11 protein-coding genes are annotated in these 16,017 nt (G+C 70.8%); 6 read left to right on the plus strand and 5 right to left on the minus strand.

The features are described from left to right. The first annotated feature begins 57 nt into the window (after positions 1-57). Positions 58-471: a cyclic nucleotide-binding/CBS domain-containing protein gene (locus KXD96_RS08885; RefSeq protein ID WP_396878288.1), complete on the plus strand. Its 414-nt coding sequence runs from the start codon at positions 58-60 to the stop codon at positions 469-471. Further along, the gene (locus KXD96_RS08890; RefSeq protein ID WP_260744228.1) at positions 468-2,003 is read left to right on the plus strand and encodes an FMN-binding glutamate synthase family protein; all 1,536 of its coding nucleotides are present in this window, start codon (positions 468-470) and stop codon (positions 2,001-2,003) included. The genes KXD96_RS08885 and KXD96_RS08890 overlap by 4 nt, the downstream gene beginning before the upstream one ends. Here the strand turns inward: KXD96_RS08890 and KXD96_RS08895 are convergent. From KXD96_RS08895 to KXD96_RS08905, 3 genes are all read right to left on the minus strand, one after another. Beyond that, a complete protein-coding gene (locus tag KXD96_RS08895) occupies positions 1,975-4,629 on the minus strand; it encodes a cation-translocating P-type ATPase (RefSeq protein ID WP_260744229.1) in 2,655 nt (884 codons plus the stop codon). The genes KXD96_RS08890 and KXD96_RS08895 overlap by 29 nt on opposite strands. Before the next feature lie 19 nt (positions 4,630-4,648). After that, positions 4,649-5,263, minus strand: a complete 615-nt coding sequence (locus tag KXD96_RS08900) for a DUF5994 family protein (protein ID WP_260744230.1) — start codon at positions 5,261-5,263, stop codon at positions 4,649-4,651. A gap of 144 nt (positions 5,264-5,407) precedes the next feature. After that, the gene (locus KXD96_RS08905) at positions 5,408-9,676 is read right to left on the minus strand and encodes a cation-translocating P-type ATPase (protein ID WP_260745286.1); all 4,269 of its coding nucleotides are present in this window, start codon (positions 9,674-9,676) and stop codon (positions 5,408-5,410) included. 282 nt (positions 9,677-9,958) lie between these two features. Between KXD96_RS08905 and phoU the strand changes: the two genes are divergently transcribed. The 3 genes from phoU to mgtA are packed head-to-tail and all read left to right on the plus strand — an operon-like array spanning position 9,959 to position 14,289. After that, positions 9,959-10,624 (plus strand): phosphate signaling complex protein PhoU, encoded by a 666-nt coding sequence (phoU, locus tag KXD96_RS08910; RefSeq protein WP_260744231.1) that lies wholly within the window; start codon positions 9,959-9,961, stop codon positions 10,622-10,624. A gap of 36 nt (positions 10,625-10,660) precedes the next feature. Beyond that, positions 10,661-11,659, plus strand: coding sequence for a magnesium transporter CorA family protein (locus KXD96_RS08915; protein WP_260744232.1), 999 nt, complete (start codon positions 10,661-10,663; stop codon positions 11,657-11,659). Further along, complete coding sequence (gene mgtA, locus KXD96_RS08920) at positions 11,656-14,289, plus strand: magnesium-translocating P-type ATPase (RefSeq protein ID WP_260744233.1); 2,634 nt, start codon at positions 11,656-11,658, stop codon at positions 14,287-14,289. Before KXD96_RS08915 ends, mgtA begins: the two co-directional genes overlap by 4 nt. Positions 14,290-14,292: 3 nt before the next feature. Here mgtA and KXD96_RS08925 read toward each other — a convergent pair whose 3' ends face one another. Together KXD96_RS08925 and KXD96_RS08930 are read right to left on the minus strand one after the other, a co-directional pair. After that, positions 14,293-14,496: a hypothetical protein gene (locus tag KXD96_RS08925; RefSeq protein WP_260744234.1), complete on the minus strand. Its 204-nt coding sequence runs from the start codon at positions 14,494-14,496 to the stop codon at positions 14,293-14,295. A gap of 83 nt (positions 14,497-14,579) precedes the next feature. Continuing rightward, entirely contained in the window at positions 14,580-14,930 is a 351-nt protein-coding gene (locus KXD96_RS08930) for a DUF732 domain-containing protein (RefSeq protein WP_260744235.1), read from the minus strand. 161 nt (positions 14,931-15,091) lie between these two features. Between KXD96_RS08930 and KXD96_RS08935 the strand changes: the two genes are divergently transcribed. Continuing rightward, a complete protein-coding gene (locus tag KXD96_RS08935) occupies positions 15,092-16,009 on the plus strand; it encodes a PHB depolymerase family esterase (protein WP_260744236.1) in 918 nt (305 codons plus the stop codon). The last annotated feature ends 8 nt before the right edge of the window (positions 16,010-16,017 follow it).

The following is a 16,017-nucleotide window of genomic DNA, read 5'->3' on the forward strand; positions in this document are numbered from 1 at the left end:
GGATGGACGCGGATTGAGGACTCAGGTCACTAGTAAGGCCCGCCACCTGTGGCGAGCATGGTGGGCGTGACTGACATTTCTTCGCCCGGGTCCATCCCGATCTCGACCCTCACCGGCGACCCGGTGGCGCGCGTACCCGGCAACGCCACGATCGCCGACGTCGCCAGGGCCATGGTGACCGCCGATGTGGGGGCCATCGTCGTCGGCGACGAGGCGCGGCCCGCCGCGCTGCTCAGTGAGCGCGACATCGTCCGGGTGATGGCCGGCGGCAAGAACCCGGCCAACGTGCGGGCCGCCGATGTGGCCAGCACCAAGCTGGTGTGGTGCGACGCCGAGGCCACGGTCGACCAGGTCGCTGGCCGGATGATGGACCGCTACATCCGCCACGTGCTGGTGGAACGCGACGGCGCGCTGGTCGGCATCGTCTCGGCCCGCGACCTGCTGGGCGTCTACACGAATTTCGATTCTTGAGGCCGCGCGCGATCGCCGCGTTGGCCGCCGGGGGCCTGGCCGGGCTGACGGGGTGGGACCTGCTGCAGCGCCGGCACGCGATCCTGCGCAACTATCCGATCGTCGGGCACCTGCGCTTCCTGCTGGAAGCGGTCGGCCCCGAGCTGCGCCAGTACATCGTCACCGACAACGACGAGGAGCGGCCGTTCAGCCGCGACCAGCGGCGCTGGGTGTACACGTCGTCGAAGTTGGCCAACCGGTACTTCGGCTTCGGCACCGACAACGACCTGGAACGGGTGCACAACTATCCGATCATCAAGCACGCCGCGTTCCCCGTCGCGGCGCCGGCCGGCGCGCCGGAGCATCCGGACCCGGCCGTGCCGTTGCCGGCGGCGAAGGTGCTCGGCGGCGCGCGCGGCCGCGCCAGGGCGTTCCGCCCGTCGTCGGTGGTCAACATCTCCGGGATGAGCTTCGGCGCGCTCGGCGGCGCGGCCGTCACCGCCCTGGACAAAGGAGCGGCGATCGCCGGAGCCCTGCACACCACCGGCGAGGGCGGGGTGTCGCCGTATCACCTGAACGGCGGCGACCTGGTCTGGCAGATCGGCACCGGCTACTTCGGGTGCCGCGACGACGACGGCCGCTTCAGCCTTCCCCGGCTGGTCGACCGGGTGGCGTCCACGCCGACGATCCGCGCCATCGAGATCAAGCTCAGCCAGGGCGCCAAGCCCGGCCTGGGCGGCGTGCTGCCGGGCGCCAAGGTCACCCCCGAGATCGCCGCCATCCGCGGCGTCCCGGCCGGGGTGGACTGCCGCAGCCCCGCCGGCCACTCCGCGTTCCGTGACGTCGACGGGCTGCTGGAGCTGGTGGAGACGATCGCGGCCGAGACGGGTCTGCCGGTCGGCATCAAGTCGGCGGTCGGCGAGCAGCGGTTCTGGTGTGACCTGGCCGCGCGCATGGCCCGCACCGGCACCGGCGTCGACTTCGTGACCGTCGACGGCGGCGAGGGCGGCACGGGCGCGGCGCCGCTGGTGTTCAGCGACCACGTCGCCCTGCCCTTCAAGTGGGCGCTTCCGCGGGTCTACCGGGCCTTCGCCGAGCACGGGTTGCACCACGATGTGGTGTTCATCGGGTCGGGGAAGCTGGGCATCCCGGAGAACGCGCTGGTGGCGTTGGCCACCGGCTGCGACATGGTCAACGTCGGCAGGACCGCCATGTTCTCCATCGGCTGCATCCAGGCCCAGCGCTGCCACACCGGCCGGTGCCCCTCAGGCGTCGCCACCCAGTCGCCGTGGCTGCAGCGCGGCCTCGACCCGGAGCTGAAGTCGGTGCGCTGCGCCAACTACATCGCCACCCTGCGCTTCGAACTGCTCCAGCTGGCCCGCACCTGTGGCTACGCCCACCCGGCGCTGGTGCCGCTTCAGGCCATCGAACTGCTCGACATCGACATGAAGACGGTGCAGGTCGACGAGTTGCTGGGCTACCAGCCCGGCTGGGGCCTGCCCGGGCCGGCCGACATCGAGGCGATCACGGCCGTGATGTCCGGCGCAGGATGAGTTTGCGGATCTCGCTGACCCACAGGACCGTGCTGGCCATCGCGATGCACACCAGCCACTGGCTCACCGACAGCGGCGTGGTGGTGAAGGCCGTGTTGAGGACGGGCAGCTGAACGACGGCCACCTGCAGCAGCGCCGACAGCCCGATCGCCGCCCACAGCCACCCGTTGGCGAAGAACCGGCGGAAGGCGGTCCGCGTCTCCGAGCGGGCGTTGATGGCGTTGATCAGCTGGGTGATCACCAGCACGGTGAAGCCCGCGGTGCGGGCCGTGTCCAGGGACGACGCCAGGGGCCCGCCGGGCGCGTACAGGTGGATCGTGACGAGCGTGGCGGCCGCCACCGCCGCGCCGATCACGACGACGTTGTTCCACATCCGGGCGTCGATCACCCGGTCCGACGCCGTCCGTGGCGGCCGGCTCATGACGTCTTCGGTGTGTGGATCCACGCCCAGCGCCAGGGCCGGCGCGCCGTCGGTCAGCAGGTTGATCCACAGGATCTGGGTGGCCAGCAGCGGCAGCGCGACGGTGTGGCCCTGCGACAGGCCGATCGCCCCGGCGAGCACGACGCCGAAGAAGACGGTGAAGATTTCCCCCATGTTGGAGGACAGCAGGTAGCGCAGCGACTTCTTGATGTTCGAGAAGATGCCCCGGCCTTCGCGAATGGCTTGGACGATGGTCGCGAAGTTGTCGTCGGCGAGGATCATGTTCGCCGCCTCCCTGGCGACCTCGGTGCCGGTGCGGCCCATGGCGATGCCGATGTCGGCCGACTTCAGCGCCGGCGCGTCGTTGATGCCCTCCCCGGTGACGGCGACGATCTCATGCTCGGCCTGAAGCGCGTCGATGATGCGCTGTTTGTCCGCCGGATCGACCTGGGTGAACTGCGAATGCCGGCGCACCGTTTCCCGCAGCTGATCGTCGTCGAGGGCGGCGAGCTCGTCGCCGGACACGGCCGACTCGCTGTCCTCGATACCCAGCTGGCGGGCGATGCGCGCCGCCACCCGGGGGTGGTCGCCGGTGATCATCACGACCCGCACCCCGGCCCGGCGCGCCTCGGCGATCGCCGCCGCCGCCTCCGGGCGGGGCGGGTCGGTGATGCCGACCGTGCCCAGGTAGACCAGTTTCCCGTCCGACTCGCAGGCGACCGCCACGGCGTGCAGGGCGTCGGGCGCGAGCCGCTCGGCATCGCTTGCGAGCGTGGCCCGGGCCGAGTCGTCGAGCGGTAGCAGCCGGTCACCGGCCCTCAGGTGGGTGCAGCGACCGAGCACCTCGTCGGGGTCACCCGTCGTCACGCCGGCCGGGGCCGGGCGCGGCCCGTCGCCGAGCTTCCGGTGGGCCACCAGGAAGGCCGCGCCGACGGGATCGCCCCGGCTCGTCCATTGGCCGTCGTGCACGTCGAGCGTGGCGTCGGCCGCGGCGGCGCCACCGTCGAGCACCAGCGCGGCCTGGCGCCACAGGTCGTCGCCGTTGTCCAGCGCCGACCCGCCACGCTCGAGGTGGCCCTCGGGCCGATATCCGGCGCCGGTGACCCTCACCTCGCCGAGGGGGGTGACCACCCGCACGATCGTCATCTCCCCGGTCGTGAGGGTGCCCGTCTTGCCCGAGCACACCACCGACGCCGACCCCAGGGTCTCGGCCGAAGACAGCTCCTTGACGACGGCGTTCAGCCCGGCCATCCGCCGCATTCCCAGGGCGAGAACGACGGACATGATTGCGGGCAGGCCTTCCGGTACGGCCGCCACGGCCAGCGAGACGCCCAGGAGCACGGCCGTCACCACGTCGTGGGCGCTGTGGATGCCGAAGACCAGGAAAATCGTCGCGATCACCACGGCGGCGATCACCATGACGGCGATCCCCAGCAGCCGGCTGGCCCGGGCCACCTCGCGCTGCAGCGGTGTGGCCTGGTGGTCGACCGTGCGCACCAGCCCGGCGATCTGACCGGTCTGGGTGGCCATGCCCGTGGCGGTCACCACCGCCCGCCCCACGCCCTTGGTGACCGCGGTGCCCTTGAACACCATGTCCGCTCGGTCGCCCGGCGCCAGCGGCCCCGTCAGCGTCCGGGCGTCTTTGAGCACCGGTTCACTCAGGCCCGTCAGCGCGGCCTCCGACACCTGTAGCCCCGCGACCGAGAGCAGCCTGGCGTCGGCCGCCACGGCATCGCCCTCGGCGAGCAGCAGCACGTCGCCGGGGACCAGCGCGCTCGCGGGAACGGTGCGCCGCGCGCCGTCGCGCACGACCGTGGCCGACGTCGCGGCCAACCGCGCCAGCGCGCCGACCGCGCGCTCCGCGTGGGCTTCCTGCGCGTATCCCAGCAGCGCGTTGAGGAAGAGGATGATGGCGATCACCACGGCGTCGACCGGCCAGCCGGCGGCCCCCTCGACGGCCCACACCGCGAGCGAGGCGATCAGCGCGGCGAGCAGCAAGTAGATCAGCGGGCTGCGAAACTGCGCCAGCAGCTTTCGCCATGCCGGCGCCGGCGGAACGCTCTCGATATCGTTTGCGCCCACCACGGCGAGCCGGCGGGCGGCCTCCGCCGCGGTCAATCCCTGCCCGGCGTCGGTGCGCAGCTTGTCGACGACGGCGGTGGCGTCGAGGAGCGCCGGGTCGGGGCGGATCAGTGCGCCGTCCACCGAACGCCCCGTCGACGATTCAGCGGCGGCTCGCCGGCACGGCCGACGGGGTCGTCCTGCGGGACTCGAGCATGCGATTGCGCACGATGTGTTCGACGAGGATCGGCACGAAGGTCTGCACCGGTGCGTCGACGAACTGCTCGGCGGCCTCCTCGCTCCAGCGCTTGATCTGGGCGGTGCGTTCCTCGTCGCCGAGCCCCTCGTGCAGGGCCAGCTTCTCCGCGACGTCGGCCACCGATCGCGCCACCGTGGAACGGGCGGCCGGGGCGGCGTCGGCGGGTATCCCCGCGCGCTCGAGCGCTTCCCGGGCCGCCGCTTCGCCGGTGTCCGGCCGGATCACCTGCAGGGTGATGTGACGGCCGTTCTCGCCGATCAGGATGATGCTGGTCGGCTCGTCGCTGGTGAAGCCGAGCAGCTCGACCGTGTGGCCGGCGACCTCGATCAGGGCCGGCGTCTCGTCCCAGCCGTTGCGGCGGTAGCCCACCATCACGACCCGCCCCATCCGTTCGGACAGCGATGTCAACAACCTGGGCAGCTCCTCGACCAGGTCGGTCGACCGCGGCCACCAGGCGCCGTCGACGTGTTCCGACACCGAGCGATAAGGCTTGAGCCGCAACCGATTATCGCGCTCCATCTCAACCACCCGCCCGCTTGCCTTCCTCAGATAGCCGCCCTACCCAGAGGGTACGGCCAGCGCGACCGGCCCGCGACCCAAAGGAGTGGACGCGGGGTATACCAGACGTGAACAGCACGTGATGGCAACCGTTTTCGAGCGCCATCAGCCGCCGACCAATCGCCGCTGGACGCCCTCGGAGGCGCGCAGCAGCAGGCCGGGGGCGAGCGCCGACAGTGAACTGGCCACCGCCGCGGCCAGCAGACCCTGACCCCAGGCGAGCGGGTCCACGGGCGTGCAGCCGAACACCTGGCTGAGCCCCGGGGTGCTGACCACCACCGCGAGTGCGCCCAGCGAGCCGACCGACGTCAACACCACCAGCGGCGCGCGCGAGTCGACCAGCGTCTGGGTGAGCTGCGTGCCGACCAGCGCGATGAGCGCGACCGTCGCCGCGCGGCGCGGCGGGCCGGTCACGCGGGCCATCGCCCAGCCCGTCGTGGCGCCGATCGTGGTGGCGGCGCCGCGGATCCCGATCGCCCGCCACATCGCCGCCTCGTCGCGCTCGACCTCTTCGGTGCCCGTCTGCGGGCTGACGGCCAGCGCCGCGGCGGGCAGCGCGTCGGTCAGCATGTTCACCAACAGCATCTGGCGGGTATTGAGCACCGAACGTCCGGTCAGGACGGTGGTGATCAGCGCGAAGCAAACCTCGCCGAGGTTGCCGCCCAACAGCATCGACACCGCGGACTGCACGCGCCGCCACAGCTGCTGGCCCTCGTCGAGGGCGTCGAGCAGCGCCTCGATCCGCTCGTCGAGCAGCACCACGTCGGCCGCCGTGCGGGCCGCGTCGCTGCCCCGCGCCGCAACCCCGATGCCCACGCTGGCCGCCCGGATCGCGGCGGCGTCGTTGACGCCGTCGCCGACCATGGCCGTCACCAGCCCGGACCGCTCCAGGGTCTGCACCACGTCGATCTTGTGTTCCGGTGTCATCCGCGCGAAGACCACCCGCGACGCGGCCGCGGCCGCCCGCCCGTCGGCGGACAGCGCCTCCCAATCGCTGCCGGTGATCACCTGGTCTCCGGTGACGTCGATGCCCAGCTCCTGCGCGATCACCGCCGCGGTCGCCGGGTGATCGCCGGTGATCAGCCGCACGCCGATGTCGCGCGCGGCGAGCTCCTTGAGTACCGCGGGGGCCGCGGCCCGCGAGGTGTCGGCCAGTCCGAGCAGGCCGATGGGCGTCAGCCCGGAGGCGCACAGCGCCTCCAGCCGGTCGGGATCCTTCGCCGCGGCCGCCGCCTCCTTCGGGCTGAGTTGCCTCTCGGCCACCGCCAGCACCCGTAACCCGTTGGCCGCCATCTCGTCGACCTGTTGCGTCAGCGGGTGGTCGTCGTGCAGCAAAGCCGACGAGAGCACCTCGGGTGAGCCCTTGAGGGTCAGCCGGGTGCCGACGAGCGCGGCCGCGAACGGGCGCCCGGACTGGAACGGCAAAAACGCGTCCCGGGTGAGGCGTCGCGTCCCGGATCCGTCGCCGCGCAGGGCGGGATCGCCGGCCGCCCGGTGTATCGCGTCGTCGGTGGCGTGCTCGACGCGGTGGGTGTGCCTGGCATAGCTGGTGCTCAACGCCGCGTCCAGCACCGCGCCGGGGGTGTAGCCCGCCATCGGGCGCACCTGCTTGACCTTCAGCCGGTTTTCGCTCAACGTCCCGGTCTTGTCGAAGCACACCACGTTCAGCCGGGCCAGCGCCTCCACCGAGTGCGGGTTGCGGATCAGCACCGATTCGCCGGTGAGCCGGCGCGCGGCGGCCAGCTGGGCCAGCGTCGCCACCAGTGGCAAGCCCTCCGGGATGGCGGCGACGATCAGCGTGACCGCGCTGGAGACGGCCTCGCGCAACCCGGCGCCCCGGGCCAGGCTGAGCAACCCCACCGCGCCCCCGCCCGCCACGCTGAACGGCAACGCCCGGCGCGTGATGTGCCGCAACTGCCGCTGCAGCCCGATCTCCTGCAGCTTGCGCGGGGCCATCGCCAGCGCCCGGCGCACCTCCGACCGCGATCCCACGGCGGTGACCACGGCCACCGCCGTGCCCGCGACCACCGTGGTGCCGGCGTAGAGCATGCAGGTCCGTTCGGCCAGCGGGGCTCCCGGCGTGGGCTCGGTCTGCTTGGCCACCGGCAGCGATTCGCCGGTCAGCGTCGACTCGTCGACCTCCACGTTCGAGGCGTGCAGCAGCCGGGCATCCGCGGGGACCACCTCGTCGGCGTGGACTTCGATGATGTCGCCCAGCCGCAGCCGCTTGGTCGGCACCTTCTCGCGGCGGTGCGCGTCCAGCGGACCCACCCGCCGTCTGGCCGGCGGATCCTGCACGGCCAGCAGGCGATTCAGTACGTTCTCGGCGTGCAGCTGCTGCTCGGCCGACAGGGCGGCGTTGACCAACAGCACGCTGCCCACCAGGACGGCATCCAGCGGCGAGCCGAGCAGCGCGCTGGCCGCCGCGCCGGTGGCCAGCAGCGGGGTGATCGGGTCCGCCAGGTCACCGCGCATCTCGTCGGCGAAATCGCGGACGGCTCCCCACGACGCCGCGCTCGCGTCGTGCAGGACGCGCGCCGGCGGCACCCGCTGCCACCACCTGGGCGCCTCCTCGCGGTCCTCTTCGGCCGGGCGGGGTAGCAGCCGCTGCACCTCGGCGACGGGCAGCGCGTGCCAGTCGTAGCTGGTTTCGGGCTCGGGCAGCGGATCCCGCAGGGCCTTGATCGCCGCCCGGTATCCGAACCACAGGCTGGCGGCCATGCCGACGTTGACCGATGCCGAACTGCGCCCCGGCACACCGGGAATCAGCATCAGCGCGCCCAGGCCCGACGCGGAGGCCGACAACCGAACGGCGCCGTCGGTGGCGGCGCGCGCGGCGGGCAGCGCGTGCAAGAGGCGCCAGGCGCCGGTCAGGTCGTTCGCGATGACGTCGGCGGCCCACGGCGGGCAGTGTCCGGGCCGCAGCACGCCGATCGTCACGTCGGACCGGTGCGCGCCCCGCATGTCCGAGGTGGTCAACAGCGCAACGGTGTGCCCGGCGGCCTTCAGTTCCGCGACGGCCGCCGCCACCGCGTGGTCGATGGGCCCCTCCGCCGGATACAATTGGTCGAAACCCTGTGCCAGGGAACGCAATCCGTCGTCGTCGAGGGAGTAGACGCGCGGCTGTGACCGCCGCGCTTCGGTGAGCACCGCCGCCGCGAACGCATCGCGGACCGGGCTGATCAGCGCCTCGCCGGTGCCGCCGGCCCCGGGAATGTCGGCCAGCTGGTGCCATCCCGGCTTCAAGCCGTCGTTTCCCAGCGCGGCCCGAACCGCCTCCCAGGCCTGGGTGCGTGCCGAATCCTCAACGCCCAGAACGCGACTCACCGTCAGTTCGTCGGTGTACAGCGCTCGCGGGTCGACCATGATGGCGTCGATCCGGTCGAGTGTCCGCAACACGCGGGGGCGCAGCACCAGCGCGTCGTGACGGGTGGTGAGGCCGCGATTCATCGTGCAGCCGAACGCTTCCCGCATGGTGCGCAACGGTTTGGGGACCGCGGCCAGCGCCGCGGCGCCGGCGGCGTCGGGGTTGCGCGTGAGTAGGCCGACCGCGGCGCCGGCGCCGATGCCGGCCATACCGATGCGGTTGGCGTAGCGTTCCGCGGGCCCGTCCGGCGGATTCGGGTTGCGCACGGGCGCCGCGGGCGCGTCGTCGGGCACCGGCTGGCCGGCCAACCCGGGTTCATGCCGAATCCACGCCACCCTGCCGTTGAACGCCTCGGCCACCAGCATGGTGCGGGTGGCGGCCTCGGCGGCCGCCGCCGTGGGCGACAGCGTCAAGGCTGCGGTGGTCGCGTTGACGACGCCGAACAGCACATCCGTGCCGTCGGGCCCGAGGCGTCGCTCCAACTCCCGGCGCAGCCGCGGCAGGTGGTCGGCCAGCGTCGGCGGCACGGCCACCAAATCGGGGAGTCGGGGCAGCCGCAGCAGGCTGCCGGTCAGTGATAGGCCCAAGCCCACCGAGGCGGCCGTGGCCGCGATCATCCGCCCCATCAGCAGCGCGTCGTCACCCGGCAGGGTGGCCGGGTGTTCCCGCGCGGCCTGCCTGCGGTGGGGTCGTTCCGCATCGGCGACGGTCCGGCACAGCGCGGCCGCCGACGGACCGTCGTCGGCCACCGTGACCACCACCCTCGCCAGGGTGGGGTTGAGGTGGGCCTGCCGCACCCCGGGCAGCGCCCGGACGGCCGCTAGCACCTCGGCGGCGATCTTTTCGGCATGTTCGCCCTCGAGGCCGCGCACCTCGATCCAGCGCCTGGGCCCGTTGCCGCTGACGCGCCGGGTCGGAGGACCGCCCACCGCCTCGAGCACGGCGCCCGCCGCGGCGCGCGCCAGCGCGGGAACGTCCGGCGTCGCGCGCGCCAGCGACCTGCCCATGCTGGCCGCGACATGGCCGCCCAACAGGGCGGTGCCCGCGGCGATCTCGGTGCCCACCGCGGCGACGCGCAACGGAGCCGTCAGCACGCCCAGGCCGGGCAGGCCGCGTCGTGTGTGCACCGTGTTCTCCGGGCTCAGCTGAATTGTCCGCGCGTCCACGATGACGCAAGGGTTACAGCGGCAGCTTAACCGGCGGTAACGCCCGCGGAAAAAGTCATTCAGGCCCTTTTCGGGGGGCTTTCGTCACTTGCGAAAAGCGCCCGCATTGGCCACCGTTACGCTATGCGAACCGCTTATCACCAGCAGCTGGCCGAGCTGACCGTCCAACTCGGCGAGATGTGCGGCCTGGCCAACGAAGCCATGAAGGGGGCGACCGAGGCCCTGTTGGACGCCGACCTCGGCGCCGCCGAACAGGTCATCAGTGAGCATGAGCGAATGGTGGTGATGCGGGAGCGAGCGGAACGAGAAGCGTTCGCCCTGCTGGCGCTGCAACAACCGGTTGCCGGTGAGTTGCGGGCGATCTTCAGCGCCATCCAGATCGCCGCCGACATCGAACGAATGGGCGCACTGGCCGTGCACATCGCCAAGATCGCCCGGCGGGAGCACCCGAATCGGGAACTTCCCGACGACGTCCGCGCCTGTTTCGCCGACATGGCCAAGGTGGCAATCGCCTTGGGCGACAGCGCCAAACAGGTGCTGATCTCCCACGACCCGCAGCAGGCCGCTCGACTTCGCGAACAAGACGACGCGATGGACGAGCTCTACCGGCATTTGTTCAAGGTGCTGCTGGATCAGGACTGGACCGACAGCGTTCCCGTCGCCGTGGACGCGGCGCTACTGGGTCGCTTCTACGAGCGCTTTGGCGACCACGCCGTGGAGGTCGGGCGCCGCGTCATCTTCATGGTCAGCGGCGACCTGCCCGCGCCGGACGAGATATCCACCTACTGAGAGGCGCCGGCCGGGCCGGGCTGAGAAGATAGCGTCGTGCAGGGCACCCCGAACGTCCAGGGCCGCGTCTGGCGCCACGGTAAGCCGCAGGACGACTTCGCGTTCGGTGATATCTCGGAGTACCTGCGCGAGGCGGACACGCTGGTGTGGGCCGATCTGTGCGCGCCGGACCACGGCGCGCTGTGTGAGCTGGCGGCCGAACTCGGCCTCAACACCTGGGCCGTCGAAGACGCCGTGGCGGCGGCGGAGCGGGTCAAGGCCACCGCTTACGAGACCCACACGTTCTTCACCGTCTATGCCGTCCAGGTCGCCGGGGACGTCGGCGACGAGCCGTGGCGGATGCTGTCCATGCACCGGATTTCGGCCTTCGTGCTGCCCCGCGGTCTGATCACGGTGCGCCTGACGCCGGACTTCGACATTGCCGCGGTCACGCGGCGATGGGAGGAGATCGGCGGTCAACAGTACGGGGTGGGCGCCCTGGTCCACGGACTGCTCGACGTCGTGGTGGACAGTCATTTTGCGGCGGTCGAGGCCCTCGACGATTGCGTAGAGGCCATCGAGGACGACCTGTTCGACGGCAGGCCGGGCCAGGCGGGCTTTCAGCGCCGGACATTCCAGATGAGACGGGACCTGGTGGCGCTGCGGCGGGTGGCGCTGCCGATGCGGGAGGTGGTCAACTCGATTCAACACCACCGCCACGAGGTGGGGACCGCCCCGGAGCTGGACCCGCTGTACGGCGACCTGTACGACCACGTGCTCCGGGTGTCGGAATGGACGGAGTCGTTGCGCGACATGGTCACAACCATTTTCGAGACCAATCTGTCGCTGCAGGACGCGCGGCTGAACACCATCATGAAGAAGCTGACCGGGTGGGCGGCCATCATCGCCGTCCCCACCGCGATCACCGGGTTCTACGGCCAGAACGTCCCGTACCCGGGCTTCGGCCACTTCGCCGGTTTCATCGCCAGTACCAGCCTGATATTCGTGCTGATGGCCGTGCTGTACCTGGCGTTCAAACGGCGCGACTGGTTATGACCGCCGAGCTCCTGGATTCCGCGGCCCCGGCCACGACGTCGGTCGCGGCCGCCTCGGTCAACGAGGTGTTGCGCGGGCTGGACAGCTCGGCCGCCGGGTTGTCCAGCGCCCAGGCCGCCGCCCGGCTGGCGCGCCACGGGCCGAACGCGGTGCGGACCCACCGGGTCAATGTCCTTGCGGTGCTGGGCCGTCAACTGCGCAACGCGGTGCTCATCCTGCTGGCCGGCACCGCGGTCGTCTCGTACTTCCTGGGCGACAGCATGCAGGCGGTCATCATCTTCGTCATCCTGGTGGCCAGCATCGGGCTGGGCTTCATCAACGAATACCGCGCCGAGCGGGCGGCCGCCGACCTGCACGCGAGCGTGCACCACAACGCCGTGGTGCGCCGCGACGGGGAGTTCGTCGCGCTCGCCGTCACCGCGCTGGTGCCCGGCGACGTCATCCGGTTGTCGCTGGGGGAGGCCGTGCCGGCCGATGTCCGGCTGATCGAGGTCAGCGGCCTGGAATGCAACGAGAGCATCCTGACCGGGGAGTCGACCGGATCGGAGAAGTCACCGGAACCGGTGCCTCCCGGAACCGACCTGGCCGACGCGACCGACCTGGCCTTCATGGGCACCATCGTCAGCGCCGGCGAGGGCATCGGGGTGGTGTACGCGACCGGGAAGAACGCCGAATTCGGGCGGATCGCTTCGGGTTTGGACGAACGCCAGCCCGAGACCGCCTTCCAAGTAGGGTTGCGGCGGTTCTCCTACCTGCTGCTGCAGGTCGCCGTCGCGCTGATGGTGGTCATCTTGATCAGCAACCTGCTGTTGGCGAAACCGATCATCGACTCGGTGCTGTTCTCGCTGGCGATCGCGGTCGGAATCACGCCGCAGCTGCTGCCCGCCGTCGTCTCCACCGGCCTGGCCACCGGATCACGGCAGTTGGCCAAGGCGAAGGTGCTCGTGAAGCGGCTGGTGTGCATCGAGGACCTCGGCGACATCGACATCCTCATCACCGACAAGACCGGCACCCTGACCGAAGGCCGGATCCGGTTGGTGGACACGGTCGATCCCGCCGGTGCGCACAGCGACACGGTCCGTCGGCTGGGGCTGTTGGCCACCGATGTCGACCCGGAAACCGGTGGGGCCAGCGCCAATTCGCTCGACGCCGCGCTCTGGGATTCTTCGGGGGCGCACCAATTGGTGGCCGGCGCAGCGCACCGGGTGGCGATGCTGCCGTTCGACCACGAACGCCGGGCCACGTCGGCATTGGTCGACGACGACGGCAATCGGGTGCTGGTGGTCAAGGGCGCGCCCGAGCAGGTGCTGGCCCAGTGCCGGGACGTCCCGCCGGCCGCGGAGGAAACCCTCGCCGCGTTGTTCGCCGCCGGGCGCCGGGTGGTGGCCGTGGCCGCGAGACCGGCTCCGGGACTGACGACACTCACCCGCGCGGACGAATGCGCCCTGTCGCTCGCGGGGTTCCTGGTGTTCGCCGACGAACCCAAATCCGCGGCGCGCCAATCGCTGTCGGAACTGGCCGACCTGGGCATCGAGCTGAAGATCGCCACCGGGGACAATCCGCGCGTCGCCGAAAAGGTCTGCGGCGAAATGGGTTTGGTATCGAAGGGCACCATCACCGGCGCGGAGCTCGACGCGTTGGACGACGACGACGCGTTCGCCGGCATCGCGCAGAACCACACCATCTTCGCGCGCATCTCCCCCGAGCAGAAGGCGCGGCTGATCGCCGCGCTGCGGCGCGAGGGGCGGTCGGTCGGCTTCCTGGGCGACGGGGTCAACGACGCGCTGGCCTTGCACGCCGCCGACGTGGGGATCTCGGTGGACAGCGCCACCGACGTGGCCAAGGACGCCGCCGACGTGGTGCTGCTGGAAAAGGACCTCGGGGTGCTGGCCACCGGGGTGGCCGAGGGCCGGCGCATCTTCGCCAACACCATCAAGTACGTGTTGATGGGCACGTCGAGCAATTTCGGGAACATGTTCAGCGCCGCGGCCGCGTCGGCGCTGTTGCCGTTTCTGCCGATGCTGCCCAGCCAGATCCTGCTCAACAACCTGCTCTACGACACCTCGCAGCTGGCGATCCCGAGCGACCGGGTCGACGCGGCGCAGCTGCACGCGCCGTCGCATTGGAACGTCGCGTTCATCCGCCGGTTCATGCTGATCTTCGGACCGATCAGCTCGCTGTTCGACTTCCTGACGTTCGGACTGATGCTGGGCGTGCTGCACGCCGGCGCCATCGAGTTCCGGACCGGCTGGTTCGTGGAATCCCTTGCGACGCAGACGCTGATCATCTTCGTCATTCGCACCCGCATGGTGCCGTTCTTTTTCAGCCGGGCCAGCGCGTTGCTGACGGTCACCAGCCTCACCGTGGTCGCCGTCGGCGCCGGGCTGACGATTTCACCGCTGGCGCGGACCTTGGGCTTCACGCCGCTGCCGTGGCAGTTCTTCGCCGCGCTGGGCACCTTTGTCGTGTGCTACCTGGTTTTAGTGGAGCTAGCCAAGATGCTGTTCTACAGCGAGCCGATACACCTTGTCGGGCAGCCGCATCGCACCCGCGGAAGCGCGTTTCGCATCCGGCGACGCGCCGCGCGCTACCACCACTACGTCGAGCGGCGGACGCGGGGGCGGAAGTGAGCCCTAAGTGTCGATTCGGGTGACCGGCAGGTCGTAAAGGCCCTGCCGGATTCCCCAGTCGACCATGTCGGTGCTGCCCGCCGGAGCCGTCTCCTCACAACTGCAGCTCAGCGTGCTGAACGGGCTTGGGTCGGCGTTGGCGGTTGCTGCGGGCCAGCCAGCAGCGCCGAGGGCGAGTGCAACGCCGACCAAAAGTCTGGGAATCATTTGGCCTTCGAGTTCTCGGGAATATTTCCAGACTTATTTTATTCGTGCGCTTGTCACGAGCCCGTCAACTGAGTGTTACGTTTTCAGGCCTGGGGGGCGTAGTTCGGGCAGTACGCCCGGATGCTCACCCCCACGAAGTAGCCGGCGTGGTAGCCGTCGAGATGGCTGTTGGTCATGATGTCGTTCGCCACCTGTTGCGGCGGCTCGCCGGCATCGAGTCGCTGGCACACCAGGTGACCCGACCGAATGGCGGTCTCGGGTGATTCGTAGTTGATGCCTTTGGCCGTCAGCGCCGCGAGGAAAGCGTCATCGTTGGCCGTGCCGTGGGCGGCCGGCGCCGTCCCCAGCGCGCCCAGCAGCCCGGCCGCCGGCACGACGCCGGCGGCCAGCAGCAACAGCAGCAGGCCGGGGTTGCGGATGGGGGTCCTCGTCATTTCTGATACTCCCGTGACATCGAAGTGCCGTTGCTCGCTGACAGCGGGGGCTGCCCGAATATTCGCACGTTGCGGCGTGGCACGGTGCAGGATCAGTGATATTGCGACCATTGCCACACCCAGGTTTGCTCCGGCGTCGGCCCCGGCGGTGTCTTGACGGTATGCCGTACGCGCGGTGGTTGTCGCTGGCCCTGGTGGCGGTGTGCTTGGTGGGCTGTGGTGTGCGGCATGTGGCGGCGGCTAGCGCTCGGGATGCTTCCGGGACATTCCGTTCCGGCGGCATGGACCGAACTTACCTGCTGCACGTGCCGCCGGGTAGCCCGGTCGGTCTGGTGCTGAGCCTGCACGGCGGCGGCGGTACCGGGAACGGGCAGCGGGGGCTGACCGGTTTCGACACCGTCGCCGACGCGCACAACCTGCTGGTGGTCTATCCCGACGGCTACGACAAGAGCTGGGCCGACGGGCGGGGGGCGTCGCCGGCGGACCGCCGGCACATCGACGACGTCGGCTTTCTAGTGGGGCTGGTGGGCAAGCTGCAGAACGACTACGGCATCGCCCCGGGGCACGTTTTCGTCACCGGGATGTCGAACGGGGGATTCATGTCCAACCGGCTGGCATGCGACCGCGCCGACGTGTTCGCCGCGGTCGCGCCCGTGGCCGGCACCCTGGGCGTGGGTGTGGCGTGCAACCCGTCGCGGCCGGTGTCAGTCTGGGAGGCCCACGGCACCGCCGACCCGCTGGTGCCGTTCCAGGGCGGGGCCGTGCGCGGCCGCGGCGGGGTCAGCCACTCCATCTCCGCCAACAGCATGGTGAACAAGTGGCGTTCGGTCGACGGGTGCCATGGCGATCCGTCCGTGCAGGCGCTGCCCAACGTCGGGGACGGGACCGTCGTGCACCGCTTCGACTCCGCGGCGTGCGCGGCGTCCACCGAGGTGATCTTCTACCAGATCGACAGCGGCGGGCACACGTGGCCGGGCGGCAGGCAGTACCTGCCCAAGGCGATCATCGGGCCGACCACCCGGGCGCTCGACGGGTCGGAGGCCATCGCGGAGTTCTTCCTGGCGCACGCGCGGGATTAGGACTCGTG

The organism is Mycobacterium sp. SMC-2 (assembly GCF_025263485.1).
GTDB lineage: Bacteria > Actinomycetota > Actinomycetes > Mycobacteriales > Mycobacteriaceae > Mycobacterium.

Excerpts from the sequence above, each read along its gene's own strand:
- KXD96_RS08885 (WP_396878288.1), top strand. The coding sequence starts at position 58 with ATGGTGGGCGTGACTGACATTTCTTCGCCCGGGTCCATCCCGATCTCG.
- KXD96_RS08900 (WP_260744230.1), bottom strand. The coding sequence starts at position 5,263 with ATGGAGCGCGATAATCGGTTGCGGCTCAAGCCTTATCGCTCGGTGTCG.
- KXD96_RS08905 (WP_260745286.1), bottom strand. The coding sequence starts at position 9,676 with ATGGGCAGGTCGCTGGCGCGCGCGACGCCGGACGTTCCCGCGCTGGCG.
- phoU (WP_260744231.1), top strand. The coding sequence starts at position 9,959 with ATGCGAACCGCTTATCACCAGCAGCTGGCCGAGCTGACCGTCCAACTC.
- mgtA (WP_260744233.1), top strand. The coding sequence starts at position 11,656 with ATGACCGCCGAGCTCCTGGATTCCGCGGCCCCGGCCACGACGTCGGTC.
- KXD96_RS08925 (WP_260744234.1), bottom strand. The coding sequence starts at position 14,496 with ATGATTCCCAGACTTTTGGTCGGCGTTGCACTCGCCCTCGGCGCTGCT.
- KXD96_RS08930 (WP_260744235.1), bottom strand. The coding sequence starts at position 14,930 with ATGACGAGGACCCCCATCCGCAACCCCGGCCTGCTGCTGTTGCTGCTG.
- KXD96_RS08935 (WP_260744236.1), top strand. The coding sequence starts at position 15,092 with ATGCCGTACGCGCGGTGGTTGTCGCTGGCCCTGGTGGCGGTGTGCTTG.